The 26,213-nt window shown below is 62.4% G+C and carries 22 protein-coding genes; 9 read left to right on the top strand and 13 right to left on the bottom strand.

The window, feature by feature from the left end:
• Window positions 1-45 precede the first annotated feature (45 nt).
• From ACI2KS_RS17015 to ACI2KS_RS16995, 5 genes are all read left to right on the top strand, one after another.
• Window positions 46-351 (top strand): nucleotide pyrophosphohydrolase, encoded by a 306-nt coding sequence (locus ACI2KS_RS17015; protein WP_404622149.1) that lies wholly within the window; start codon window positions 46-48, stop codon window positions 349-351.
• Complete coding sequence (locus ACI2KS_RS17010; protein WP_404622148.1) at window positions 348-1,097, top strand: methyltransferase domain-containing protein; 750 nt, start codon at window positions 348-350, stop codon at window positions 1,095-1,097. Before ACI2KS_RS17015 ends, ACI2KS_RS17010 begins: the two co-directional genes overlap by 4 nt.
• Window positions 1,098-1,117: 20 nt before the next feature.
• A complete protein-coding gene (locus tag ACI2KS_RS17005) occupies window positions 1,118-1,747 on the top strand; it encodes a DUF4136 domain-containing protein (RefSeq protein WP_404622147.1) in 630 nt (209 codons plus the stop codon).
• 22 nt (window positions 1,748-1,769) lie between these two features.
• Window positions 1,770-2,336: a DUF4136 domain-containing protein gene (locus ACI2KS_RS17000; RefSeq protein ID WP_404622146.1), complete on the top strand. Its 567-nt coding sequence runs from the start codon at window positions 1,770-1,772 to the stop codon at window positions 2,334-2,336.
• A 236-nt stretch (window positions 2,337-2,572) separates the two neighbouring features.
• Window positions 2,573-4,435 carry a TadG family pilus assembly protein gene (locus ACI2KS_RS16995; protein WP_404622145.1) on the top strand — a complete coding sequence of 621 codons (1,863 nt, stop codon included), beginning with the start codon at window positions 2,573-2,575 and terminating at the stop codon, window positions 4,433-4,435.
• A 952-nt stretch (window positions 4,436-5,387) separates the two neighbouring features.
• On the opposite strand, the gene ACI2KS_RS16990 is transcribed toward ACI2KS_RS16995, so the two are convergent.
• Together ACI2KS_RS16990 and ACI2KS_RS16985 are read right to left on the bottom strand one after the other, a co-directional pair.
• Window positions 5,388-8,147, bottom strand: coding sequence for an ATP-binding protein (locus ACI2KS_RS16990; protein ID WP_404622144.1), 2,760 nt, complete (start codon window positions 8,145-8,147; stop codon window positions 5,388-5,390).
• On the bottom strand, window positions 8,137-8,595 hold the full coding sequence (locus ACI2KS_RS16985; RefSeq protein WP_404622143.1) for a TadE family protein: 459 nt from the start codon (window positions 8,593-8,595) through the stop codon (window positions 8,137-8,139). The genes ACI2KS_RS16990 and ACI2KS_RS16985 overlap by 11 nt, the downstream gene beginning before the upstream one ends.
• 75 nt (window positions 8,596-8,670) lie before the next feature.
• Here ACI2KS_RS16985 and ACI2KS_RS16980 point away from each other — a divergent pair, with 75 nt between their 5' ends.
• Complete coding sequence (locus tag ACI2KS_RS16980) at window positions 8,671-9,141, top strand: prepilin peptidase (protein ID WP_404622142.1); 471 nt, start codon at window positions 8,671-8,673, stop codon at window positions 9,139-9,141.
• Window positions 9,142-9,293: 152 nt separating this feature from the next.
• Window positions 9,294-10,061: a response regulator transcription factor gene (locus tag ACI2KS_RS16975; protein WP_404622141.1), complete on the top strand. Its 768-nt coding sequence runs from the start codon at window positions 9,294-9,296 to the stop codon at window positions 10,059-10,061.
• 672 nt (window positions 10,062-10,733) lie between these two features.
• On the opposite strand, the gene ACI2KS_RS16970 is transcribed toward ACI2KS_RS16975, so the two are convergent.
• Genes ACI2KS_RS16970 through cpaB form a run of 8 tightly spaced genes read right to left on the bottom strand, consistent with a single transcriptional unit; the run spans window position 10,734 to window position 18,232 of the window.
• The gene (locus ACI2KS_RS16970; protein WP_404622140.1) at window positions 10,734-11,015 is read right to left on the bottom strand and encodes a DUF3613 domain-containing protein; all 282 of its coding nucleotides are present in this window, start codon (window positions 11,013-11,015) and stop codon (window positions 10,734-10,736) included.
• Window positions 11,012-11,740, bottom strand: coding sequence for a tetratricopeptide repeat protein (locus tag ACI2KS_RS16965; protein WP_404622139.1), 729 nt, complete (start codon window positions 11,738-11,740; stop codon window positions 11,012-11,014). Before ACI2KS_RS16965 ends, ACI2KS_RS16970 begins: the two co-directional genes overlap by 4 nt.
• A gap of 9 nt (window positions 11,741-11,749) precedes the next feature.
• Entirely contained in the window at window positions 11,750-12,637 is an 888-nt protein-coding gene (locus ACI2KS_RS16960; protein WP_404622138.1) for a type II secretion system F family protein, read from the bottom strand.
• Window position 12,638: 1 nt separating this feature from the next.
• Window positions 12,639-13,523, bottom strand: coding sequence for a type II secretion system F family protein (locus ACI2KS_RS16955; RefSeq protein WP_404622137.1), 885 nt, complete (start codon window positions 13,521-13,523; stop codon window positions 12,639-12,641).
• A 25-nt stretch (window positions 13,524-13,548) separates the two neighbouring features.
• Window positions 13,549-14,811, bottom strand: coding sequence for a CpaF family protein (locus tag ACI2KS_RS16950; protein WP_404622136.1), 1,263 nt, complete (start codon window positions 14,809-14,811; stop codon window positions 13,549-13,551).
• Window positions 14,808-16,007 (bottom strand): CpaE family protein, encoded by a 1,200-nt coding sequence (locus tag ACI2KS_RS16945; protein WP_404622135.1) that lies wholly within the window; start codon window positions 16,005-16,007, stop codon window positions 14,808-14,810. Before ACI2KS_RS16945 ends, ACI2KS_RS16950 begins: the two co-directional genes overlap by 4 nt.
• Window positions 16,004-17,242, bottom strand: coding sequence for a type II and III secretion system protein family protein (locus ACI2KS_RS16940; protein WP_404622190.1), 1,239 nt, complete (start codon window positions 17,240-17,242; stop codon window positions 16,004-16,006). Before ACI2KS_RS16940 ends, ACI2KS_RS16945 begins: the two co-directional genes overlap by 4 nt.
• A 36-nt stretch (window positions 17,243-17,278) precedes the next feature.
• Window positions 17,279-18,232, bottom strand: a complete 954-nt coding sequence (cpaB, locus tag ACI2KS_RS16935; RefSeq protein ID WP_404622134.1) for a Flp pilus assembly protein CpaB — start codon at window positions 18,230-18,232, stop codon at window positions 17,279-17,281.
• 323 nt (window positions 18,233-18,555) lie between these two features.
• Between cpaB and ACI2KS_RS16930 the strand changes: the two genes are divergently transcribed.
• Window positions 18,556-18,750 (top strand): Flp family type IVb pilin, encoded by a 195-nt coding sequence (locus ACI2KS_RS16930; RefSeq protein WP_404622133.1) that lies wholly within the window; start codon window positions 18,556-18,558, stop codon window positions 18,748-18,750.
• A gap of 48 nt (window positions 18,751-18,798) precedes the next feature.
• Window positions 18,799-19,206 (top strand): response regulator, encoded by a 408-nt coding sequence (locus tag ACI2KS_RS16925; RefSeq protein ID WP_404622132.1) that lies wholly within the window; start codon window positions 18,799-18,801, stop codon window positions 19,204-19,206.
• Between the two features lie 567 nt (window positions 19,207-19,773).
• Here ACI2KS_RS16925 and ACI2KS_RS16920 read toward each other — a convergent pair.
• The 3 genes from ACI2KS_RS16920 to pbpC all read right to left on the bottom strand — a co-directional run bounded on the left by ACI2KS_RS16920 (window position 19,774) and on the right by pbpC (window position 25,979).
• Window positions 19,774-21,450 (bottom strand): ShlB/FhaC/HecB family hemolysin secretion/activation protein, encoded by a 1,677-nt coding sequence (locus ACI2KS_RS16920; RefSeq protein WP_404622131.1) that lies wholly within the window; start codon window positions 21,448-21,450, stop codon window positions 19,774-19,776.
• Window positions 21,451-21,635: 185 nt separating this feature from the next.
• Window positions 21,636-23,369 (bottom strand): collagen-like triple helix repeat-containing protein, encoded by a 1,734-nt coding sequence (locus tag ACI2KS_RS16915; RefSeq protein WP_404622130.1) that lies wholly within the window; start codon window positions 23,367-23,369, stop codon window positions 21,636-21,638.
• Window positions 23,370-23,663: 294 nt separating this feature from the next.
• Window positions 23,664-25,979 carry a peptidoglycan glycosyltransferase PbpC gene (gene pbpC / locus ACI2KS_RS16910; RefSeq protein ID WP_404622129.1) on the bottom strand — a complete coding sequence of 772 codons (2,316 nt, stop codon included), beginning with the start codon at window positions 25,977-25,979 and terminating at the stop codon, window positions 23,664-23,666.
• Window positions 25,980-26,213 lie beyond the last annotated feature (234 nt).

Genomic DNA, 26,213 nt, shown 5'->3' with positions numbered 1-26,213 from the left:
TCCCGCTCATCCCCCTGAAGCTACGCACCTTCAGGAGACCTGCACATGAACCTCGACGAACTCACCCAACGCCTGCATCGCATCCGCGATACCAATGACTGGCAGCAATTCCACAGCCCGAAGAATCTGGCGATGGCCGCCAGCGTGGAAATGGCCGAGCTGGTGGAAATCTTCCAGTGGAAAACCGAAGACCAGTCCCGTCAGCTGCCCGCTGCGGAGCTGGCGCATGCCGGTCAGGAAGTCGGGGATATCATCCTGTACCTGCTGTTGATGTGCAGCGAACTGGGGCTGGACATGGATGAAGTGGTACGCGCCAAGCTGGCTGACAGCGAACGGCGGTTCAGCAAATGAGTGATCGTCATTTCGACCAGTTGGCGACCCGCTTCGCTGAAAAGATCTACGGCGGCGCCAAGGGCGCAATTCGTCTGGCGGTGTTACAGGCCGATCTGCAGGAATGCCTGCCGGACCGGCCATTGCGGGTGCTGGACATTGGCGCTGGCCTGGGGCACATGTCGTTGTGGCTGGCCGAGCGTGGCCATCAGGTGACCCTGGCTGAACCGGCACAGCCGATGCTCGAAGGCGCTCGCCAGCGCTTTGCCGACGCCGGGCAGTCAGCCACCTTCATTCAGGCACCCTGGCAGAAACTGCCCGGCCAATTGACCGAGCCCTACGATCTGGTGCTGTGTCACGCGGTGCTGGAATGGCTGGCCGAACCCCACGCCATTCTGCCGGTACTGCGCCAGCTGACTAAAGCCGACGGCTGGTTGTCGCTGGCCTTCTACAACCGCGACGCCTTGATCTACCGCAACCTGCTCAAGGGGCATTTTCGCAAGATGCGCCGCAACACCATGGCCGGTGAAAAGCAGAGCCTGACCCCACAACAACCCCTTGATCCGCGCGAATTAGCGGCGCAACTTGAAGGTCTGTGGCGAGTCGAAACCCAGAGTGGCGTTCGGGTTTTTCACGATTATATGCCCGTTGAGTTTCAGGCCAAGGCTGAACTGGCGGACCTGCTGGAAATGGAACTCGCGCATCGACGTCACCCGGCTTTCGCCGGCGTGGGGCGTTACCTGCACTGGATGTGCCGACCTGTTTGAGGCTGTCTGCGGAGACCATCATGAAACGCCGTCTCGCTTTGCTTACCCTGTGCCTGGGACTGGCTGCCTGTCAGAGCCCCAACCCTTACAACGCCGTGTCTGCGGCGATCCCGCCGGCCCCGCCGCACGCCGCCAATGCGATTGACATGAGCGCCTATCCGGCCGCGCCCCGGGACTTTGGCCGCTATCGCAACTGGACGTGGCTCAATGGTCAGCTGCCGCCGGGCAGCACGTGGGCAGACTCCGCGCAAGTGGCTGAGGCGGTAAGCAACGGGCTGGATCAACGCGGGCTGCGTCCATCACAGAACCCGCAGGCGGCCGATTTGCGCGTCAGCGCCGACACCCGCATGGAGACCCGCCTGCGTCAGGTCCGTGACGACTATTACGACCCTTACTATGGCGGCGCCGGTGTCGGTTATTACGGCGGCAACGGTTATCGCAACGGCTATGGTGGTTATGCCAGTGTCCCTGTCGTGCGCACCTACCAAGAGCAAGTGGTCGTGGTGCGCATCAGCCTGTTCGACGCGCGCAGCGGCCAAACGGTGTGGAGCGCCAGTGCCGAAACCGGCAGTGGCGGCGATCAGTCCGACCGCGTCAAGGCATTGCGTCAGGCCGTGCAGCGCGCCTTGACCGCCTACCCACCTTCCTGACGTCTGATCCTGGAGAGCCATCATGTTCCGCTGTCTCGCTTTCGTGTGCGTCGCCCTGCTGCTCAGTGCCTGCCAGACCGATCGGGTCAACCGTGACTTCGATGCGCAGCGCGATTTCGGCGGCTACAGAACCTGGGCCTGGAAAGAACCCGGCCTGCAATATCAACCCAATGATCCGCGGATCAAAAGTGACCTGACCGAACAGCGCATCCGCCAGTCGGTCGCCGAGCAACTGGAGCAACGCGGCCTGCGCATCGCGGCGTCGGGTGCCAAGGCCGACCTTCAGGTCCAGGCCTGGCTGGTTGTCGAGAACCGCCAGCAAATGGTCACCACCAACTACGGCGGCGGCGGTTACTGGGGCAATCCGTGGGGTGGCTACTGGGGCGGCCCGATGGGTACCGAAACGCGTAACGTCGACTACAAAGTGTCGACGCTGCAGATCGACATGCTCGACGGCAAGGACGGCAAACTGGTGTGGCGCGGCAGCACTGAACAGATCGTCAATGACAACAACGCCAACCCTGCTGCACGCGAACTGGCACTGCGTCAGACCGTGCAGAAAATCCTCCAGCAGTATCCTCCGCATTGATGGCCCGGCCGGATCAACCCGGCCCGCCGCTCTGTAGCGGCACGGCTCGCCGGAGGTGACGTACGTAAGATCGCCACCACCGGCAAGCCGTGCTGCTACAGCGGGCTGCCGCTACACCCGGCGTGTGTGTGCTCATTGCTGCGCAACTGCCATCTTTAACCCGGCACACTCGCCAAGCCGTGACTACACTCCCTGCATCTCGGGTGAGTAGCGACGGCGTTGCCGAAGGAGTGCTGATGTCTCCCCTGATGTACTCCTGCGCAGGCCGGGACCGGCAGCGTGGCGCCATAGGATTGCTCGCAGCGCTGACCATGGCCCTGGCGTTGCTGTGCACGCTGGTGGTGGTCGACAGCGGTCGGTTGTTCATGGAAAAACGCACCCTGCAACGCGTGGCCGACATGGCGGCGCTGGAAGCGGCGAGCCTCAACGGCAACTGCGCAGGGGCCAGCAGCGCCAGCGCATATGCAATCCAGAGCGCAACCCGCAATGGCTTCACCGTCAGCGACGACACCCGCACCCTGACCACACGCTGCGGCACCCTGACCACCGGCGCCGACAGCCGCCGAAGCTTCGTCAGCGACGCCAGCAAGTCCGACGCCATCCAGGTCGTCGTCGGCCACAGCGTCGCGCGCAGCATCGCAGCGGGCATCGGCGCGATGTTCGAAAGCACCGCTTCGCCGGCCGATATACAGCTGAGCGCAGTGGCTGTGGCAACACCACCGTTGCCGCCATTGGCGCAACTGACGATCAACAGTACACTGGCCACAGTCGACAGTACCCAGGCGGGGCTACTCAATGCGTTGTGGGGAGGATTGCTCGGCGGCACGCTGAACATTTCGGCCGTGGGCTGGAACGGACTGGCAAATGCCAACATCAACCTGCTTGGCTATCTGGACCAATTGGCGATCGACGTCAACGCCAAGGCGGGCGACTACACCTCTCTGCTGACCACCCATATTTCCATCAAACAGCTACTCGTCACGGCGGCAACCGTGCTGCCCCAAGGAAGTCCGGCGGTTCAGGCAGCGATCGGCAGCCTGCTTGCCGTGAGCACCATCGCCAGCGGCACGACCATCAAACTGCAGGATCTGTTGAACCTGCAGACCGGATTACCCTCGGCAGGCCTCAACACCAACCTGAACGTGTTCGGCCTTGTGCAGGGCTTCGTACAGGTGGCCAACAGCAACAGCGCCGTTTATGCCACGGTACCGGCCAACATATTGGGGTTGGTCGGGCTGAGCACCAAGGTGAAAATAGTAGAGCCTTCACAACTGTCCGCTGCCGGCGACCCGCGACTTGCCACCGCCAACAGCAGCGACCCGAACCAGATCTACGTGCGAACCGCGCAAGTACGCACCCTTACCACTGTCGACCTGAGCTCACTGACCCCGGTGCTCGACACCTTGAATGGCGCGCTCGGCCTGGTGCTGGGGATTTTGAACGTCGATGTGCAGATTGCTCCCGCGCCGCTAACGCTGGATATCAGCCTGGAGGCGGCAAGCGCCGACAGCCACATCACCGGCTATACCTGTGCCTCCGATGACAGCAAGACCCTGGCCGCCGACACCAGTACTGCTTTGGTAAAACTCAAGGTCGGCAAGATCGATGGCAGCGCCTGGAACTCTTCGATCCAGAACCTGCCAGCGCCTCAGGAGCTGGTGTTGCTGAACATCCGCACGGGTACGCCTCGGGTCAACTTCGGCGGGGGCGGCGTCGGCCTGCTGGTGAATCTGCCTATCGCTGCCAATCGCAGCACGCTGAATTTCCTCAAACCTGCACAAATAGGCAGCACGCCCTCGCCAGTGTTGGCGCTTAACGGAGATCCCAACATCGTGACCAAGCTGGGCAACAGTCTGAGCAATCCCATCGTGCTGCACACCGCGACCAATGGCGGGCTGCTGGGATTGGTACTCAACAGCGTGACGGGGTTGGTGAACGGTCTGGTGAGCGGCGTGACCAGTCTGCTCGGCACCTTGCTTGGACCGCTGCTGGACCCGTTGTTGAATCTGGTCCTGAAAAACCTCGGCGTGAACATCGCCAACGTCAACGTCGGCGCCAATCTCAGCTGTCATCCGGGGCAGGCACATTTGGTGATTTGAGGCGTTCGTCTCGCCGAACCGGGCCAGCCACACTCCTGAAAACACCGCCGACCAAGGGTAGGAGCCGGCTGGCTGGCGAACGCGTCAAACGCCACAAGACTGGCGGATGACCGCTGTAGGAGCCGGGCTTGTCCCGAGAGCGGCGACGCAGTCGTCGTAGATCCGGCTGATGCGCTGCGCCAGACAGGCCGCGTGCCGCAGCATTACGACGGGTTCCCCGCCGCTCGCGGGACAAGCCCGCTCCTACAGGACCGTGTAGGGTCAGTTGAATCGATATCCCCTGACCGGACGCTTCGCCAGCAAGCCGGCTCCTGCGGCCAGAAGCAGGTCATCATCTCCCACGGCCTGCGGCCAGAACCAGGTCATCATCTGCCGCGCCTGAATGATCCCTGCGGCCCGAAGCAGATCGTCATGGCCCTCACAGAACGATGATCGTTCCCACGCTCTGCGTGGGAATGCAGCCCGTGACGCTCTGCGTCACCGCGCAGACGACGCGCAGCGTCTGCGCAGACGCTACCACGCGGAGCGTGGGAGCGATCGGTAAGGTACATCAGCTGTAGGAGCCGGCTGGCTGGCGAACGCGTCAGCCCAAACGCTACAAGACTGGCGGATGACCGCTGTAGGAGCCGGGCTTGTCCCGCGAGCGGCGACGCAGTCGTCGTAGATCCGGCTGATGCGCTGCGCCAGACAGGCCGCGTGCCGCAGCATTACGACGGGTTCCCCGCCGCTCGCGGGACAAGCCCGCTCCTACAGGACTGTGCAGGGTCAGTTGAATCGGTATCGCCTGACCGGACGCTTCGCCAGCAAGCCGGCTCCTGCGGCCTGCGGCCAGAACCCAAACCCAAAATCTAGAATCCAGATTCAAGACCCTGAATCCAACATCCAGAACCCAAAACCCAGACCCAGACCCAGACCCAGACTCCAAGCCAGCCCCGCAACCGATCTCCAGCGACTAATCGCGCACGATCGGCAACGCGATCCGGAAACACGCGCCTTCGCTTGAGTTGCTGACGCTCAATCTGCCACCCATCTGCTCGACGATGCCGTAACTGACCGACAACCCCAGCCCGGTCCCGACCCCGACCGGTTTGGTGGTGAAAAACGGTTCAAAAATCCGCTCCAGCAGTCGCGCATCGATGCCGCCGCCGTTGTCCTCGACGACCAGCCAGAGGGTCTGTTCGTCCTGCTCTACCTGCACGGCAATCCAGGGTTCGAAATCCCTGTCCTTTTCGCGCCTGGAGAGCAATGCATCGCGGGCGTTGACCATCAGATTGATCAGCACCTGTTCAAGCTGATCCACGTGACCGCGCACCTGCACACGGGCCCCGGGTTCTCCGACGCGCAGTGCCACACCCTTGCCTTTCATACCCTCGGTGAGCATGTTCAAGGTGCCGTCCACCGCCTCGATCGGATCGAACAGTTGCTGCTCGACTTCCGAGCGGCGACCGAACACGCGCATGTGGTTGACGACCCGTGCCGCACGTTGCACCTGCGAGTCGATACGGTTGAGTTTGTCGGTCAGGTAATCGATTTCGACATCGCCATTGCTCAGGCGCTTGAGCACGTTGACCACCGCCATGCGCATCACGTTGAGCGGCTGATTGATCTCGTGTGCCAGCCCGGTGGCCATTTCGCCAAGGGTGGCCATTTTCGCGCTCTGGTTAAGTTGCATGCGGGTGCGGCGGATTTCCGTGTTGTCACGGCCGACCGCCTGAATCTCGATCAACTTGCCAGCGTCATCGAACACCCCACGATCAGCCCACGTCCACCAGGCATGCTCCCGGCCAGGCAGCTCCAGACAGATTTCAGCGGTACTCATCGGGGCCTCGGGCGTCAGCTCGCCGATGCGCCGCACGAACGCTTCTTTCTGCTCGGCTGAGAACCACTCACCCAGGTTCACCCCCGCCAGTTGCTCGGGCGTGCACTCCAGATAAGCAGCCAGCGGGCGGTTGCCGAAGATCAACGAAAGATCGGGCGTATAGCGGCAGATCATCGCCGGCGAATCTTCGACCAGAATCCGATAGCGCTCCTCGCTTTCGCGCACCCGCTCGGTGGCCTGGGTCGCTTCGGTCACATCCAGCCACAGCCCGACCGCCTCCACCGGCATGCCCAGGTCATCGCGCAGCAACCGCGCCTCATCCAGTAGCCAGTGGTACTGACCTTTCTTGTCGCGCAAGCGATAGCGGCAACTGACCACGCCTTCGCGCAACAGCTGGCGGGTGCGCTGGAACCAGATGTCGTGATCGTCCGGGTGAATGTATTGCGTGAGCAGGCCGTTACTGCATTCGGCCTGGGTCCACCCCAGCAAGGGCGTGAGGCTGGCGCTGAAGAAAGTCGGCTCCAGGCTGCCCTGGTCGTATCCCAGTACGTAAATCACCGCAGGCGAGCTGGCGATCAGGTTGTCGAGCCGGGCATGGGCCGCGGCGGCCTGGGTTTCCTGGTTCTTGATATCGCTGACATCGAGCATGAACCCGAGCACGCGACGTGTCTGGCCGCTGACCAGCACCTGGCCCTGAATGCGCAGCCAGACCGACGGCAAGCCCGGGTCATCCTGTTGCAACCTGACGCACGACAGCATCGGGGTACCGTGATTGCGCAGCAGCCCCACCCGGCTCTCCAGCTCATGCCTGTCGGCCGGGTGAATCAATTGCAGCCACTGTGCCAGCGGCAGCACATCGCTGGTCTGCGGCAGGCCCAGCGTGCGCGCAAGCTGCGGCGCCAGCTGCACTTCGTCGGTGTCTGGCAGGATCTCCCACCAACCGGTGCCGAGCAGGTCCTGAAGCACCGCCAGGCGTTCCAGTTGATGCCGGTGTGCCTGGTCGGCGTGGCGGTAGAGAATCGGACCGGCTAACGCCGAACATAGATTCATCCACTCCCGGTCGCCCAACTCCGGCGCCTGCTGCGCCGCATCGTAGAAACCGAACAACAGCCACGCCTTGACCAGGCCCTCCTTGTGATGCGGCAACAGAAACCCTTGAGCGTTGCCGAAATCGCTCTGCAGATGGACCTGAGGGCTCGGCGTGCCGAAATCGATCTGGTGCGTGACGGTACCGCTCAGCGCATCCAGGTCGTTGCCCAGGCGCTGTCCGTCCTGCCACAACTGCGGCGCGGTGTGGGCGTTGTAGTGCGCATAGATGCGCCAACCCGCACCGCCGGGCTCGGCCAGCGCCAGTGCCAGGCACGGCACTCGATAACTCTGCGCCAACTCCTCCAGTTGCTCGGCCGTCACCGCCTGCAGGCGTTCGACGTGACACCCACGCACCTTTTCCGCTATCTGTCCGGCCAGACGCAGGCACTGCTGGCGGCTCTGGGCAACACTGGCTTCCTCCATGAGGTCGCCGATGTCCAGCAGTTGCAACAGCCAGCTTTCACCTTGCGCCTGCACCCAGCCACGGGTGTGCAAGACCTGGCCATTGGGGCGTTTGAAATCCAGGTCGAGCATGTGCCCCAGCCAGTCCTGCGGCACCCCCTCGACCACCATCGCACTGCTGGGCATGAGGTAGCCGAGCAAACGCTGTGCCGGCACTGACCCGGCAGACTGCCCCAATGCGCCGCGCAATGGCTTGCTTATGCCGACGACGCGGCCCTCATGATCCAGCTGCATGTGCCAGTCGGCGCTGACTGATGCAGGTTCGGCCTTGGTGGAGCCGGGCTCTGCAGGTGCTTCGCCGCGTCCGAGCCAACGATTGAGCATTTCTTTCTTAAGGGACAAGTTGCAGGCTCGCTTCGGCAGTCAGGTTGGTCGGCAGATTCGGCACGTCACCGATTCCGGGCAGCGTCAGAACCGGCATGACATTGGTCAGTTTGGTCTTGGGGTACTTGATGCTGACAGTCAGCAGCTTGCCGTCGAACGTCACCGCCGTATCCGACACAACGTTGAAGGCGAACGCCGAAGGGATCCACGCCAGCTGTTTGCTCAGTGCGGCGTTGGCCTGATTGAGGACTTGGGCCGGATAACCGCTGACGCCGGGGTTGATCGCCACGCTTTGGCGCACCGCCTCGGCGGCAGCATTGTTGAAAGATTGCATCATCAGCAGCGGCAGGCTGTAGGTCACCAGACCATAGAAAACAGCGAAGAAAATCACGAACACCAGGGCGAACTCGATCGCCGCTGCGCCTTTCTGTTTGAGGGGGGAAAAATTGCGGGGGATCCTGCGCATGCCGATGTCTACCCTGACAGTGCTACCTTGCGTGGAGCATAGATTCTTTCCAGAAAACAGGACGTTTTTTACTCGATGAATTTACTTTTCCTACTCCTGTGGTTTGCCGTGTGCGCCGACCAGGACGCGCGCTGTGCAAGAGTATCCAACCGCCTGACATTCGGCGGTGCACTGGTCGCACTGTTGTACTTGTTGATCAGCGGCCAGAGTTGGCTGGGCGCGCCGATGGATCAGGCAGGCTGGGCGTTGTTGCTGACGCTGATTCTGACGCTGCCCGGCTATGCCTTGAACAAGCTCGGTGCCGGTGATGTGAAGTTGCTGATCGCGCTGGCACTGGCCAGCGATCACGTGCACATACTGGGCACATTCATCGGTGCGGGCGTGGCCAGCGTGGTCTGGCTGATGGTGCGTCAAATACTCTGGCGCCATATGGCTCAGCGAGTTAGGAACCGCTATATCGGCCCTGTACTGCAAACGCCAAAGAAACGGCCATTCGTACCTTTTTTATTCGCAGGTTTCGTCGCGACTGTCATTTGGATCCACTAGTCGAATTGCCATCACACCCTATATACATAGTCAGAAAGTGCGGCTAGCTTTGTTCCTACGCCCGGGCGGTACACGTCCTACAGGCAATGCCGCGTGAAGGATTTACATGGCGCCGGGCCCCGGTTTTGTAGTTTCGCAGCAGGGAGTCGCGAGTGAACAAGCAATCGGTTGTAAAGGTTCTGGTGGTCGATGATCAGCCGCTCATCGTCGACGAGATCTGTGAGTTTCTGGATAGCAGCGGTTACCGCTGTGTGCCTTGCTATTCAAGTCGCGAAGCGCTGGAGCGTTTCCGCGATGACAGCGCCATCGCGCTGGTCCTGTGCGATCTGGACATGCCGGGCCTGAACGGCATCGAGCTGGTGGAGGCGATGAAGTTGCTGGCCGGCAAGAAGCGCATCTTCGAGTCCATCATGCTCACCGGGCGCGCCGAGAAACAGGATGTGATCAAGGCCCTGCGCGCGGGCATCGCCGATTATTATCAGAAACCCGTTGACCTCAACGAGCTGCTCGAAGGCATCCAGCGTCAGGAGCAGGCGCTGGAAGACCGGGTCAAGAACGTTCAGCACTTGGGGCATCTCAACGACAAGTTGCAGTTTCTCGCCGCGTCGATTGACGACCTCTGTCAGGACCTCGACAAATCGCGGCAGATCGTCCAGCCCGCACTCGCCGATAACGACGGCGATGGGGAAATTCCGGCGCTGTTCGATCAGCTCTCCCCCCGCCAGCTTGACGTCGCCAAGCTGGTCAGCAAGGGCCAGACCAATTACCAGATCGCCTGTGAGTTGGGCATTACCGAAAACACGGTGAAGCTCTACGTGTCCCAGGTCCTGCGCCTGACCCACATGCACAACCGCACCCAACTGGCATTGGCGCTGTCGCCGAACAATGCAGCGGCCCGTGGACGGGTGACAGCGCATTGAGTGCATTCCAGCCACACCGCAATAGACGGGTGCGGGTACTGGAATGCCGAATACACGCCTATCCACTGTGGGAACCGGCGCTGCTGACACGCGGGCACGGGTTCTGGAGCGTTTGGTTTACACATCCCCAACACACCGTCGATTCCCTGTAGGAGCCGGCTTGCTGGCGAATGCGTCAAACGCCACAAGACTGGCGGATGACCGCTGTAAGAGCCGGGCTTGTCCCGCGAGCGGCGACGCAGTCGTCGTAGATCCGGCTGATGCGCTGCGCCAGACAGGCCGCGTGCCGCAGCATAACGACGGGTTCCCCGCCGCTCGCGGGACAAGCCCGCTCCTACAGGACCGTGCAGGGTCAGTTGAATCGGTATCGCCTGACCTGACGCTTTCGCCAGCAAGCCGGCTCCTACGGCCTGCGGCCAGAAGCAGGTCATCATCTGCCGCGCCTGGATGATCCGTGCAGCCACAAGCAGAGCGTCATGCGCCGCCACAGAACGATGATCGTTCCCACGCTCTGCGTGGGAATGCAGCCCGTGACGCTCTGCGTCACCCCGCAGACGACGCGGAGCGTCTGCGCAGGCGCTACCACGCGGAGCATGGGAGCGAGCTGATCGCTGATCCTGACGCACTCGTCAGCGAGCCAGCAAGCCAGCCTCTTGCAGGGCAATCTCTGCCTCAATTCCCACCCGAACTGCCGCCGGAGACGCTTCCGCCTTTTTTCTGCTCATAGAAATCCGGGATGGGGTGCTGATAGCTGTCCAGCCAGCGCTGCATGCTCAGGTCGCGCTCGATCGGGCTGGCCGGCTGCGGGAGGGATGAGGCGGCCTTGCCGCTGACTTGCAGCTCAAGCCAGGCCTCGGTCTGCTTCTGTGAGGACGACGACGGCCCGGGTTCGATAGCCGATACGCTGCCCGTCACGGCCAATACACAAAGTCCGCTCAGCAACCTGCGTTTCATGGCTGTCTCCCTGGCAATACGGGCACATCGGTGATGGCTGCGACCTTGTCTGCCTTGATGGGTGATCCGCCGCTGGTGGCCTTCAGTTTGTCGGCCCGGGCCTGTGCATCGCTGACCTGAGCCGGCGTCAGCCCTGTACGCGACACCAGTTCGGCTGCCTGGGTCCAGTCATCCTGATAGATCAGCAGCGTCACCAGATTCGACGCCGCCAGAGTGTCGGACTGCTTGAGTTCGATCGCCGTCATGAACTGGAACCGAGCCTGTTCCAGCTTGTGTTGATTGAGGTAGACCACCCCGAGATCGTTGCGGATTTTTTCGTCGGTGGGCGACAGCTTCACCGCCGCCTGCAGACGCATCAGCGCCAGGTTGTTGTCGCCGCGCGCAGCGGCCAGCTGGCCCAGGCCATGCTCACCTTCGGCGGCGCGGCAGGTGCCCAGCAGGCTTTTGTACAACGGTTCGGCCTCGCTGCTGCCCAGCTGACGCAACACCCGCGCCTTGCGCAGCCGGACCTCGGCCAGATTCGCCGGCAGGCTTTCCAGGTTGGCCAGGCTGGCATGCAGGCGGCCTTCATCGGCCATGTCCTGCGCCAGGTTCAAGGCCAGTTCCTGATCGGACGTCGGCTTGCCACAACCGCCGCCCGTGGCCTGTGCCAGCCAGGGTGCACTGCCGTCACTGGCGCACCCGCTAAGCAGGACGACCCCCAATACCGCGATGATTGCTTTCATTCGAACTCCCTAATGCGTACCCAATGCCTTGCCGATGGCGACAAAACCAGGCCCGGCCAGAACAATCAACAATGCTGGAAACAGGAACACCATCATCACCACCGACATCTTGGCCGAGAGCTTGGAGATGTATTCCTGCAAGCGAGTCAGGCGTCGGTCGTCGATCAGTTGCTTGAGCGCCAGCAACGACTTCATCGCCCCGCCGCCCTGATGGATCAACTGATTGAGAATCACGCAGGTGTCGCTGAACTCATCCACCGCCAACACCGCCGCCACCTTGTTCAGCTCGTCGCCCAGTTCAAGGCCCGAATCGATGCGCACCAGCATCAGCCGCAGCTCCGAAGACATCACCGGCAGCAACCGGCGCCCCTCATTGCTCAACACTCGCAGGGCCTGCTCGACCGCCATGCCGGACTCGAACAGGATGCGCAGCAGCGGGATGAAGGTGGAAATCTCGGTTACGGTCTTTCTCTGTCGACGGGCCGCTGCGGCCGCCAGTATTCGCTTGGGCGCCAGATAACCCAGGCCCAGCGCGAACATCGGCGCCATGAACGGGTAGCTCAAGTCCTTGAAGAACAGCGACTGAATCAACAGCACCAGGCAGACCGCGACGATGGGCACGCCGATCTGCGATGCGGCAAACAGCGAACGCTGGCTCGCCCGCCGCCAGCCGATGCGGTTGAGCAGCATCTGCGTCTCACTGTCCAGACTGACCGAACGTTGGCCGAAGCGACTGTCGCCCAGCACGCGCAGCAAAATCCCCACCCGGCTGTCGCGCGCGGTCTGGCCTTGCAGGCGCGCCATTACCTGACGCTGGTTGCGGCGCTGGCGGGCCACGCTCAGCAACAGGAACAATCCAGCCGCGGCGAACAGCACGGCACTGAGCATCAAGGCCATCTCAGACACTCCTCAACATGCGCCATAGCGCCAGACAGCCCAGCGTCTGCATGGCGAAGGCCACCAGCAGCATCGTCTGGCCCGATTCGTCGTTCCACATGTGCTGCAGGTACGCCGGGTTCACCGCGAGAAAATACGCCACCATGCCCACCGGTAGCAGCGCGAGCACCACGGCAGTCATGCGTGTCTCACCGGTCATCGCGCGCAACTGACGCGCGCCCTGTTCACGCTCGCGGATCAGGCGAATCAAGTTGTCCAGCAGTTCACTGGCGTTGCCGCCATAGCGATGATTGACCCGCAAACCCAAGGCAAGCAGCTGGAACTCGTCGCGTTCGTACAGCTCGGCAAAATCTTGCACAGCGTCCGGCAGGGTCACGCCAAGATTGACGTTGCGCTTGATCCGCGACATGGCTTCGTTCAGCGGCGCGTCGGCGGCATCGATGCCGTGCAATACCGCATCCCCCAGTGTTCGCCCGGACTTCAGACTGCGCACCACATGATCGAGCAGTTGCGGCAGCTGGCTGATCATGCGGCGCACGCGGCGCTGATAGCGAAAACTCACGTAGAAGCGCAGCACGATGATCGGCAGCAAAACCCCCAACGCCAGCCCGAAGCCGTCATGGGCCAGATAGCCCGCCAGCATCGACATGCCCCAGATCGCCAGCGCCAATGGCACGCGCTCGGTAGGCCGGCCCAGCCCCGCCCGCAAGAACGCCCTTTCGATGCGCGCCAGGCCCGGTCTTGCGCTCACCGGCTCCGGTTGACCGAACACCAGGCGCGCCATGATTCGTTCATTGGCGCCTTTGTTCAGCCCGCGATAGAACAGGTACAGCGAACCGGCCATCAGCAACATGAAAACAAGTCCGAGAACGATGGCTCCTTTCACCTTGAAACCTCCCTGTCGGCCCCGCTCAGTAGTCGAGCTGGCGCAGCTTGTCACCCGCCGGATTGATGGCCTCGCGCAGAAAGCCGAAGCCGGTGCGACGGTCCAGGCGAAACAGGGTATTGGTGACATACACATCGTCACGCACCCCCACCACTTCCACCACCTCACTGACGCAGCGTCGGCCATCGGGCATGCGGGTCAGCTGGATGATCACGTCCAGCGCCGCGCAGATCATCTGGCGCAACGTCTTCTCGGCGATCTGCCGTCCGGTCAGGCCGACCAGCGTTTCCAGGCGCAGCAACGCATCCTGGGCATTGTTGGCGTGCACTGTGCTCATCGAGCCATCGTGGCCAGTGTTCATCGCCGTCAGCACGTCCAACACCTCCACGCCGCGAATCTCACCGAGGATGATGCGGTCCGGGCGCATCCGCAGAGCATTGCGGATCAGGTCGCTGGCGCGGACCTCACCATGCCCTTCGGCGTTGGGCGGCCGGGTTTCCAGGCGCACCACGTGCGGGTGACCGAGTTGCAATTCAGCGACGTCCTCGATGGTCACCAGGCGTTGTTGGGTCTGGATCATCTGGCTCAGGACATTGAGCATGGTGGTCTTGCCGGTGCCAGTACCGCCGCTGATGAGAATGTTGCAGCGCTTGCTCACCGCGCTTTCGAGAAAATCGTAGATCGACTGATCGATGGTCTGCATCGCCACCAGGTCCGCGCTCTTGAGCATGTCCTTGCGAAATTTCCGGATCGACAGGCAAGGACCGTCCAGGGCAATCGGCGGGATGATCGCATTGACCCGGCTGCCATCGGGCAGGCGCGCATCGACCATCGGCGACGACTCGTCCAGACGTCTGCCCAGGGGCGCCAGAATCCGCTGAATCACCCGTTCGACGTGATGCGAATCGATGAAGCGCAGGTCGGAATGATGCAGCACGCCTTCGCGCTCGATGAACACCTTGTTCGGGCCGTTGACCAGAATCTCGGTCACCGTCTTGTCACGCAACAGCACCTCGAGTGGCCCGAACCCGGTGAGCTCGTCCACCAGCTCCTCGGCCAGACGCTCCATCTCGTAGCGGGAAATCGCCAGGCGCAACCGGGCCACGTATTCGGCCACCTTGTCGGTGACGAACTGGGCCAGTGCCGGGCGCGTACCCTCAAGCAAATTGCGTCCGCTTTCCTCGATGGCATCGATGATGTAGCGATGCAGCACCAGCTTCAGGCCTTGCCCTTCGCCCCCACCGTCGACAGCCCGGGAAGACACGCCAAAGAGTTTTTCACCTTTCATTTACGGCCTCCCCACAAGCGATTGAACCAGCCGCCCTGCTGCTTGCCGGAGCTATCCGACTGGCTGGCCAGGCGCTCGCCAAGATTGCGCAAACCGGTGCTCAAGGACTCCCGAGGCGACAGTTCGAACAACGACAGCCCCTGATTCTTGGCATTCAGACGCACCTCTGGACTTAGCGGCAATACCGCCATGGCCGGCAGACCGAACGTCTTTTCCAACGCCTCGGAATCGGGCGCGACCTGACGCAGGTATTTGTCCACCAGCAATCCTGCCTGCTGCAGCTTCAGGCCTTTCTCGCGCCACAGATTGAGGATGGCCAGATTGCGTCGACACTCGATGATGTTCTGGTCGGCATACCACAGCAGCTGGTCGCAGTGAGCGACGAAAGTGCGCAGCGATTCGCTGTCCGGCTGCCCCACCAGATTCACCACCACGTGCTGGAAATGCTGACGCAGCGCGCTGAGCAACATGTACAGCTCGGCGGCGCTGGTGTGCTCCAGTGACATGTCGTCTTCGCCATAAGCCAGGATGCGCAGTTGAGTAGGGTGGACCGTGAAGGCGCTGTCGATCAGCGTCGGATCGAGGCGGCGCAGGTGACGCACCGCATCACCGAAGTTGAACGAGGATTCAAGGCTGAGCATCGCCAGACTGTCACCACGGGGCATGCCCAGGTCCAGCAACAGCGTGCGCTGCCCCTTCTGCTGCGAAACCAGCGCCAGATGAGCCGACACCAGGGCGCCGTCACCATCGCATTGCGCGCCATAGAGCACCGTGAGGCCGCCCATGTTCGGGTTCGGCGCTACCGGCGGCAGGCGCTTGCTCAGGCGCCGTACCAGGCCTGCCACTTCGCTCGAGCGCGAGCCGTAGGCGACGAAGTCCCGCGCCCCGGCGCGCATGGCATTGAGCACCAGTTGGTTGTCCATGCCGTCGCCCAGGGCAACGATGGCCAACATCGGTTTGGCCTCCAGGGCACCCTCGATCAGCGCGCTCTGATTCATTAGATGCTCGCGATCGAGCCCCACGAACACCACGCTGGCAAAGGTTACATCCACCAACGCCAGCAGCTCGTCCAGGGTACCGGTGCCGGCGCTGACCACCTGGCCGAGCGGCGCCAGCGCTCCCTGCAGCCATTCAAGGTCGGTGGTGTTGCGGGTGATGGCCAGAAAGGTCTGGCTCAGACTAGGTCCCTGGCTCATTGCGACAACCCGCTGCGGCGATCGAAATTACCGTTCTCCAGAAAGTACAGCTTCAGGAAGTTGGGGTCGTAGTTACGCAGGCTTTCCCCCGGCAACGAAGGCAACGGCGCATTGGCCGCCAACGGTTGCACCAGGTGCGGGGTGACGATCATCAGCAGCTCACGCTCGTCACGGTTGATCTGCGAACTGCGAAACAACGCGCCCAGGATCGGGATGTCGCCCAGCCCCGGAAATTTGTCCACCGAGGCAATGTTGCTGGTGTTGATCAGGCCGCTGATGACGAAGCTCTCGCCATCGGCCAGCGACACGCTGGTGTCGGTGCGGCGCACATTCAAGGCCGGCACCGTGGTGCCGGCGATGGTCACGCCGGCGGTGAAGTCCAGCTCGCTGACCTCGGGTGCGACCTTCAGCACGATGCGATTGGGTCCGATCACGGTCGGGGTCAGGGTCAGGCGTACTCCGTATTCCTTGTATTCGATGGAGATGCCATTGCTTTCACCATTGGGCACCGGCACCGGAAATTCGCCGCCGGCCAGAAAGCTCGCGCTCTGCCCGCTCAGCGCCACCAGGCTGGGCCGTGCCAGGGTGTAGGCGAAGCCGCTGCTTTCCATGGCATTGAGCATGCCCAGCACCTTGCTGCTGCCACCGCCCCAGACGATGTTGAAATTGTTGTTGTTCAGCGGGATGGCCGGGCGCGTGCCGCCCACGGTCCCCGGCGTCACGGTAACGCCCGGGACGGTGCCCGGTGAGCCAAACAGAAAATTGTTGGAGCCTTTGCCGAAGATCGAGGTGCTGGCCTCCTTGAGCTTGGTGCGGCTGACCTCGACAAAGCGGATATCGGTCTGCACCTGGCTGGGCAGCAACGGGTCCTCGGAAGGCGGGATGAGCGCATCGGTCAAGGCTGCCTTGGCCGCGCCCCGCACGAAGACCATGCTTTGCCGAGGTGAGGAGGCACAGGCGGTCCAGATCATCAGGCTGGTGGTCCCCGGCCCAACCCCGGTCAACAGGAAACCGCCGTTGTCGTCGCCGTTGACATGCACGTCGGCAATCTTCGGATCGCCCACCGCAAGACGGGTGATGGCCACGGGCGAACGAATATCCTGCTGTACTCCTTGACCGATCTCCATGGCCGCTGGCATCGCCGACAGCGTCGAGCAACCGGCCGGTGCGGCCAAGGCACTCTGATACAGCCCGACAGACATCAAGGCCAACCCGATACGGTTCAAAACCGGCATGAAACGGTTACTCATGAATGTGCAGTCCTTGCTCGATCAGGGGGTTTGCTGCGTGGTCTGGATGCCGCGAATAATCTCCACCGGCCGCGGCCCGCGTGGCGCGCTGCTGCCCACCTGCGAACTGCGCGGCGCGGCGGACTGCAGGCTTAACTGGTTGAAGTGGGTGACGTCGCGATTGGCGGTATCCAGGTGCACGGCGATGTCGCTGTCACCGGCCCAGTAACGCTGCAGGTTCTTCTCTTCGGCGCTGCGCACGGCCAGGCGCAGAGGGCCAGCCTGCGACGCCAGCATCAAGCGGTTGAGCAGTTTTTCCGGGACCGCCAGCACCACGTTACGGGCATTGCTCTTGAGCTTTTGCTGCTGGGCACGCTCTTCGCGGCTGATGCCTTGATCGTCCTGCCCTTGGTTGACCGGGCCCAGCACCGTCCCCACGCTGAGCACGCGCAGGGCTGGCACCACCGTCTGCGCGCTGCGGTCGGTATTGGCTTGATCGGGCGGAAGATAAAGCAGGACATCGACGTAATCGCCGGGGCTCAGCTGACCGCCGGCTCCGATGATTTCATCGATGGACAATGCCAGCGCGCGTTCCCCAGGACGGATCATGCGTGCCAGTGTGCCGCCCGCTTCGAAGCTGCTGTCGGTCAGCCAGGTGCCTGCAACGAGGGGGCGCCAGGACATGCGACCCAGCGCGTCTTCAGGTTTGCTGAAACTGCCTGGCGGGGCGACTTTCAGACGCTCGACGATGAGGTCATCGGCCTTGATCGGCTCGTACGCGGGCAGGTCTCTGGCGAGCACGAGCACGGGCTGGCGAGTGGGGTCATCCATGGGTTTTTGCGTGGGGGGCGGCGCAGCAACAGGAGGTGTTATTGCGCCAACCGGGGCTTGCGGGGCCGGCGCAGGTTGCCGACTCAAGACCAGTCCCCAATAGCCGGCAAACAAAGCGCCCAGCAAAAAAAGCACAGCGAGTCCCATTGTGACGCGACTGTTCATGACGGCCCTCCCTTGCCTAACCACAACCTCGAAAACGTTACGAGACAACCTGTGCGTCAGTTGGCTTTGAACATTCATCCTTTTCGCAATATGAAGGTAGACGACGTCATCCAAAACGCCATCAGCCGTCGGAAATTTCCTTGCTTTTCATTCGTTCGAGGGGCGCAGGCCGCACAGCACATGCCATTCGCGCTTATCACTTTGTGATTAATGCTTTCTTGTGATTGTGAAGTGCGGGAATGGGGTCAATGCTGTTGTCACGATGGATTGTTAAACGCTCGATGCGTGTAGTGGCGTTCAAAGAAACGCTAAGGAGTTGTCAGATGTACCTTATGTATTGTTCCGCACTGCTGCGTAAGTTCGTCAAGAATGAGGAGGCTGCTTCAGCCATTGAATATGCGATTATCGTTGCCATGGTTGCACTGGTGCTTTTCGCCATGGTTACTCCCATGGGGACTGCCATCAAGGCCAAATTTAACGAAATCATAGTAGCCTTGGGTGGTACCAAGGTGGACTAAGCCAGAGTCAGGCGCCATGTCTCGTGATCCATTAATCAGGTCAACAGAATGATCGCTCCCACCCGCCAGCAACTACTCTTGGTTGACGACGAAGAGGACGCCAACGAAGAGCTCGCCGAACTGCTCGAAGGGGAAGGCTTCTGTTGCTTCACAGCGCCATCGGTCAAGGTGGCGTTGCAACAGTTGACCGAACACCCGGATATAGCGCTGGTGATCACGGATCTGCGGATGCCGGAAGAGAGCGGCATCTTGCTGATCAAACGCCTGCGCGAGCACACATCACGCCAGCACCTGCCGGTGATCGTCACCTCGGGCCACGCCGACATGGAGGACGTCAGCGATTTGCTGCGCCTGCAGGTGCTGGACCTCTTCCGCAAACCCATCTACCACGTCCGCCTGCTGGAAACCCTCAACAACCTGTTTCCCGTGCCCAAGGTGTTCAAGGTCGGTCAATGACCGACCGCTACGTCCTCCAGAACCCGTTGCACACGAATGCTTGATTCTGAGCGCAATTCCCACGCGGAGCGTGGTAACGATCATCACAGGTGATTTGCGGTGCAGTTGGTCGCTCCGCGTCGCCTGTTGGGTGACGCAGAGCGTCACGGGCTGCATTCCCACGCGGAGCGTGGGAACGATCATCACAGGTGATTTGCGGTGCAGTTGGTCGCTCCGCATCGCCTGCTGGGTGACGCAGAGCGTCACAGGCTGCATTCCCACGCGGAGCGTGGGAACGATCATCGCCGGCTCCTACAGGTGATTTGCGGTGCAGTTGGTCGCTCCGCATCGCCTGTTGGGTGACGCGGAGCGTCACGGGCTGCGTTCCCACGCGAAGCGTGGGAACGATCATCACTCCGGTGCCGCATTCGAATATCTGCTTCTGCGCGCAGGCATCACCCTGCGGCGGCAGATGATGATCCGCTCTGGCCGCAGGCCATGGAAGCCGGCTTGCAGGCGAATGCGGCGTGTCAGTCAGCATCGTCGTTGATGACCCACCGCGTTCGCCAGCAAGCCGGTGCCTGCAGTTCACAACTGATAACTGAAACTCAGGGTGAAGCGCGGGTTGCGGTTGAAGCTGTCCAGGCCCACGTCGGACATGGGCTTGGCCGCCTCCAGCGCGATGTTGTAATAGCGCGCGTCGCCGAAGCGCAGCCCCACCGCTGACGATGACAGCTTTGAATCCTTGATCGGCAGCTCGTTGTACCAGGTGCGGGCAGCGTCGAACACGACGTAGGGCTGGAGCACTTTCACCCAGTTGCCGTCGCGCATGAAGCTGTAGTTGACCTCGTAAGCCACCCCCCAACCCTTGTCGCCGGACGCCTGGTCGGTCGGGTAGCCGCGACCGAAATTCTGTCCACCGAATTGCGCCCGCTCGCTGTCCGGCAGGGTGTCGTCACTCCAGTACAGCGCTGCCGAAAACACCCCTTGCCAGTGCTCGAGAAACTTGTCGCTCTGCACCCCGGATAAACGCGCCCGGAAGAAATCCAGGTCGTAGGTGTTGTCGTCCGTTTTCGCGCCCATGCCATCGATACCCCGGTACAGCCCGGCGCTAAGGATGCGCAGTTGCCGGTCGGTGGATTTGCGCCAGTCGCCTTCAACCGCGACGGCGCGGATATCGGTTTTGCTTTCGATGCTCAGTGGGTACCCGACCACGTCATAACGGGTCTTGTCGTTGACCGCATACAACCGTGCGCCGGCGCTGAGCCACTGGTTTTGCGCGGCGATCAGCGGGTGCGTGAAGCCGATGGAAAACCGGTCGTTGTCACGCCGCTGCTTGAGTTCCAGGCCGTTATCCAACGCCACGTTGGTGCCCGGTTCGCTGCGGTAATGCGAGGCCGACAGGTTCAGCTGGGTGCCTTCGGTATTGAGGTACTGGCTGTAATCGATTCGGTAATAGTGCTCGTTGTCATCGCCTGGCGGGAACAGCCCGCTGACCGTCAGCTGCTCGGCCATCGAGGTCTGTGCGTTGCTGTTCAAACCCAGCAGCGCCTGCAGACCGTCGCGATTGTCATCGGTGGTACTCAGGGTGCTGGTGAAGGGTTTGCGCGAGGCCTGGGCGATCAGCGTGGTGGCGCCATCGGTGGTGCCCGGCGGCGGCACTTGGGCTTGCAATGTCACACCCGGCACCCGGCTCATCAACGCGGTGTAGCGCTCGAAAGTCTTGCGCGTGAGCGGGCGCTCCTGCTTGATCTTGTCCACCAGCTTTTGCAGATAGGCCGAGACGCTGCCGATATCGCCTTCAAGCCGATAATCCCGAACATAGCCCTCCACCAGCACCACGCGTACCAGCCCTTGATCGAAGCTTTGTGGCGGCAGGAAGGCGTAGGACAACAGGTAACCGTCGTCCTGATAACGCCGGGTGATTTTGCGCGTCGCCTCGATCAGGTCCGCCAGCGTGGCATCGTGGCCAATCAAGGGTTGATAGGCCTCGCCCAGCTCATCGAGGGGATAAACCGTGCCGCCTTCGATGCGGATTCTGCGCACGCCGACCCTGGTATTCATCATCAGCGGCGTGGCGTCAGTGGGCGGTGCGGGTACTTGCAAGGCCGGGGTCGTTGGCCGGTAGGCATCGGCGGGAAGGTTGGGCACCGGGAGCGTTCGCTCGCGGTCGTTGCTGTTGAGAAAACCGGGAAGCGGTTCAGCATTGACGAATAAGGGAGAGGCACAGACACCCAGCACCAGCACGGTGATACAAGCACGCATAAGGACACTCCATGGCCAACAGCAGCGGCATTGCACAGGCATAAAAAAGACAGGGGATCATCCGACTCCCCTGTCTGAAACAAGCGTAGGCGTTGTCTGAAAAGTCGCTACCGCAGCAAGCTGGAGAAAGAGCACCTCATCACGGACAACCGACTCGCGATAGCTCTCACACAGCCCAGCACTTCTTACTTGCGGTTCACCAGACCACCACCGAGCACGCTTGTAACCCCGTTGAGCAACCCGCCGACGCCACCGCCCGCCGCGCTGCCATTACCTGTGCCATTCACCAGACCGCCGACCTGCGCCACGGTATTGCCCAGCGATGCAACCGTGCCGCCCACAGCCGTCGTGACCGGATTGGCATTGCTCGCCGCGATCTGATTACCCAGGCCGCTGACCGCGCCGCCGGTCTGGGCGAGCAAGCCGTTGATGGGGGCGCCCAGACCGGTGGTGACACCAATGTTCTGGGTCACGCTGGCGACGTTGTTGACCACCGGTGCGACGGCGGCGGCAACGTTATTGGTCAGGGCTGCCACCGGCGCGCCGATGGCGGTGTTGGCCACGCCGTTGCCACCCAGGATCGGCCCCAGTGCGGCAACGGTCACCCCGCCAGCAGTACCGTTGACCCCGACCGAACCGAGCAGGTTGCCACCTGAACCTGAAGTCAGCCCCGAGCCTGCGGCCGCGACGACGCCGCCGACGTTTTCGAGCAAGCCGCCATTGAGGCCCGGCACACTCGGCAAGCCAGGCAGCCCCGGAAGACTGGCGCCGCCACCGGTTCCGGCATTGGCTTGCAGATAACCTGCGGCGGTGCCGGCAACATTACCCAGACCACCAAGGGAGCCACCCAGCCCTGCGGTGACCGGATTATTCTGTGCATCACCTTTGAGGCTATTGCCCAGATTGTTCAGCGTGCCTTTGACGTTCTGCAGCACGCCGTTCACCGGCTGCCCCAGCCCTGTCGCATTGCCTACCTTGGTGGTGGTGGATTCGAGCATCGCCACCACCGGCACCAGTTTGTCGCCCAGCGCCTGAGTGGCCGAGCCCAAAGGCCCGCTGGTGGTGGCGGCGCTCAAGGTGTCGCCGAGCATGGTGACTTTCTGCCCTACACCGTCGACCAGATCTCCCGCGCCGCCGACCACGGTGCCCACCAACGGCACTTGCTCGATGGCCGATGACCGGGCGAATTTCGCCACCCCGGTGCCCAGGGATGAAACGCCGGTGCCCAGGTCGCCGGTGGCCTCGCCGGCGCTGGCCAGGGTCATGCCCAGCGAGTTGCTGTCTGTACCCAGCGTACCCAGGCCATCGACCAGGCCACTGCTGACGCTGTTGGTGGCAAGCCCCAGCGAGGAAACAAGGCCACCTGCACCCGACGTCAGGTCAGTGCTGCCGGCAAGCGGAACCGAAGACACCGCATCGCCGACACCCACAACGGCATCGCCGACCTGACCGAGCATCTGGCCCAGATCGATGCTGGTCTGGGCGGTGGTGGTACGTATGACCGGCGTCGTGACACCGCCACCGGTTCCACCGCCACCCGTCCCGCCGCCTGTGCCACCGGTACCGCCGCCGGTACCTCCAGTGCCTCCAGTACCTCCTGTGCCACCGTCGACGACCCCTCCACCGGTACCGCCCGTACCGCCCGTACCACCGGTACCTCCCGTATTACCTGTTCCGGTATCACCCGTGCCGCCTGTTCCGCCGGTGCTACCGGTGCTACCGGTGCTACCGGTGCTACCGGTGCTGCCAGTACCGCTGCCGTCGGGACTTGCGCCGCTGGCAGATCCTCCCGATGTACCCGCCGTTGATGAGCCATTCACATGACTCTTCGAACCGCCACCGCCGCTGCTGCAACCGCCAAGGCTGACCGCCAGCACAAGCGCCAATGCCGATGTTGTGAGAAACATCTGGGTTTTCATGGGGAGAATCCTTCCAGAACACGATTGTTTTAATGGCTTGCCGGCATGACCCGTAAAGCGCTTGTCCATGGCGCCATATCAAGCTTCTGGAAGGTTTTGAGCAATTCATGACTTGGTATTAACCACTTATATAAACGCGGTCAGCGTTCGACCCTGTACGAATTAATAGCGTTATCAATCAATGACTTTGATGGATGTAATCGGTGCCAAAAGCGTGCACTAACGAAAGTTATATAGTCGTAATTGACTGGCACTCATACGAACCGTGGTGGCTGTTGGCATCTGGGTGGGTGGCTAATCCACCACACTGAACTCGACCCGGGCGGTCTGTCCGCTTTCGTCCAGCACGCTCAATTGATACCGGCCAAGGCGGCTGAAGGTGTGGTTGTAGTTGTCCTGATTGGCGGTATCCCCGACCGGCGCGCCGTCGATGAACCACCAGCGCCGTCCGTTGCCTCCCAAGGCGGATAACTTCAGGCGCAACTGTTGCTGGCTGCCCGCTGGCAGGCGCAGCTGGTCGCCGTCGCGCACCCCGACGATCGACAACGGTGTCGCCAGGCTCAGACCCTGTGGCGGGCACGCGGGGTCAATAGCCGGCAAGCGCGCCTCACGACGCTCGCCCCTGGGCAGCCAAGGCTCAACGGGAGCAGGCCACAGGGCTATTTCACGGGCTTCGGCCTGGGGGCAAGCGGCGCCGACCCGCAGGCCCTTGTCATTGACCCAGACGTTTTCCACAAGACCCAGGCCCAAGGGTTGATCGGTCGCCTGCAAGGTCGGCGGCGTGGTGCCATCCAGGGTCCAGGCAAAACGCTGCCGGCGGCAATTGGGATCGCTTTTGCTCATCGGTTGGCCCAGCGGCCAGCAGATCGCCGCGACCCCCACATTGAGCGGCACCGGCAACACTGGCGGCAGGATATTGCGCTGCGCGTCGCGGTTGACCAGCAGATCATGCACTTGCAGCATCAGCGGCGCTGCCGAGGCCAGGCCGAACTGCCCCGGCACCGGCGTACCGTCGGGCCTGCCGATCCATACACCAATCAGAAATCTTGGCCCGACCCCGATTGACCAGGCGTCCCGGAAGCCATAGCTGGTGCCGGTCTTCCAGGCCAGTTGCGGGCGCTGCACCAGCTCGGCGTGGGGGTCCAGGTCGGGTCTCGACTGACCACTTAAAATGCGCCGAATAATCCACGCCGCCCCCGGCGACATCATCGGTCGGTCGCGCAGACGATCGTCCGGCTGCAGGCGAATGTCGGCGCTGCGGCCACCGCGTGCGAATGCACTGTACCCGCCCACCAGATCCTCCAGCCGGCTGCCCGCGCCACCCAGAATCAATGCCAGGTTTGGCTCGGCCAGCGGAGGCAGTGTCAGCGGCACCCCGCCGTTGCGCAGCTCGGCCGCGAAGCGTTTCGGCCCGTAGGCTTCAAGCAGTTGCACGGCAGGCAGGTTGAGCGACATCGACAGTGCAGAGCTGGCCGCCACCGCACCGTTGAAGCCGGACGAAAAATTGCCCGGGCGGTAATCGCCATAACGTCGCGGCACGTCCTGCATCAGCGATTCGGAGTGGATCAGGCCGGCGTCCATCGCCTTGCCATAGAGAAAGGGCTTGAGCGTCGAGCCCGGTGAGCGCAGCGCACTGACCATGTCCACATGACCGAAACGCCTGACATCGCCGATATCCACAGATCCGACGTAAGCCCGCACGGCCATGTTCTGCGCCTCGACCACCAGAATCGCTGCCGAAGTACGCTCGGGCAGGCGCGCTCGCCAACCCAGCAGCAGGTCTTCGAGCCGACGCTGCAACCCGGCATCGACCGTGGTGCGAATCAGCGGCGGGCTGTCGGGGCGATTCAATCGACGCGCCAGCAGCGGCGCCAGGCTCGGTTCCTGACGGGGTGCCAGCAGCAGAGGCTCTTCCAGCGCCTCGACCACCGCTTGTTGCGGCCAGACGCCGAACTCGGCCAGGCGCCGGAGCACTTTGTCCCGTGCCGCTTGGGCGCGCTGCGGATGGCGATCCGGGCGCAGACGGCTCGGTGCCTGCGGCAGTACCGCCAGCAATGCGGCGTCGGCGCGGGTCAGCTGCTGCGGGGATTTGCCCAGGTACGCCCAACTGGCCGCCGCGACGCCCTGCAGGGTGCCACCGAACGGCGCGCGGTTGAGGTACAGGGCGAGAATCTGCTGCTTGGACAGATGCCATTCCAGCTGCGCGGTCCGCCAGAGCTGGCGCAGTTTGCCCGGTAACGTGCGTGAATGAGGATCGAGCAGGCGCGCCACCTGCATCGACAGCGTGCTGCCACCGGACACCACATGCCCGCCGCTGAGGTTTTGCCAGGTAGCCCGCACCAGCGCCATCGGGTTCACCCCGGGATGCTGATAGAACCAGCGATCTTCGTACGTCAGCAGTGCCTGCAGGTAGTACGGCGAAACCTGATCCACCGACACCGGGTAGCGCCACACACCATTGGCATCGGCGAAGCGCCACAGCGGCGTACCGTCTTCTGCCAGCACCACGCGGGCCAGATCATCCCTGGGCAGTGGCAGCGGCCAGACCCGGTCGGCAAGCCACAGCAATGCACACAGCAACACCACGCTCAGTGCGATCCATCGAAGCACCCGCCCGGATCTCTTCCAAGGACTCGGGGGTTGACCACGATCCTGTAGCAGTGAGGTTGCTGGCGAAGACGTCCTGTCAGCCGCGTCCACCGTCACTGAGCCACCGACTCGCGAGCCCGCTCGCTCCCACAGGGTTTTGCTCAGTCCCACAACTAATACGCGCTTCATGCCAAACTGCCTTTATGCTTCACGGAACTCGCCAGGCGATCCAGCAGCCAAAGCGAACAGTCCCTT

Source organism: Pseudomonas sp. NPDC087358 (assembly GCF_044900785.1).
In the GTDB taxonomy this organism is placed as follows: Bacteria; Pseudomonadota; Gammaproteobacteria; order Pseudomonadales; family Pseudomonadaceae; genus Aquipseudomonas.
Note: the sequence above shows the minus strand (reverse complement) of the source record. Positions and strands in the feature narration are given on the sequence as shown.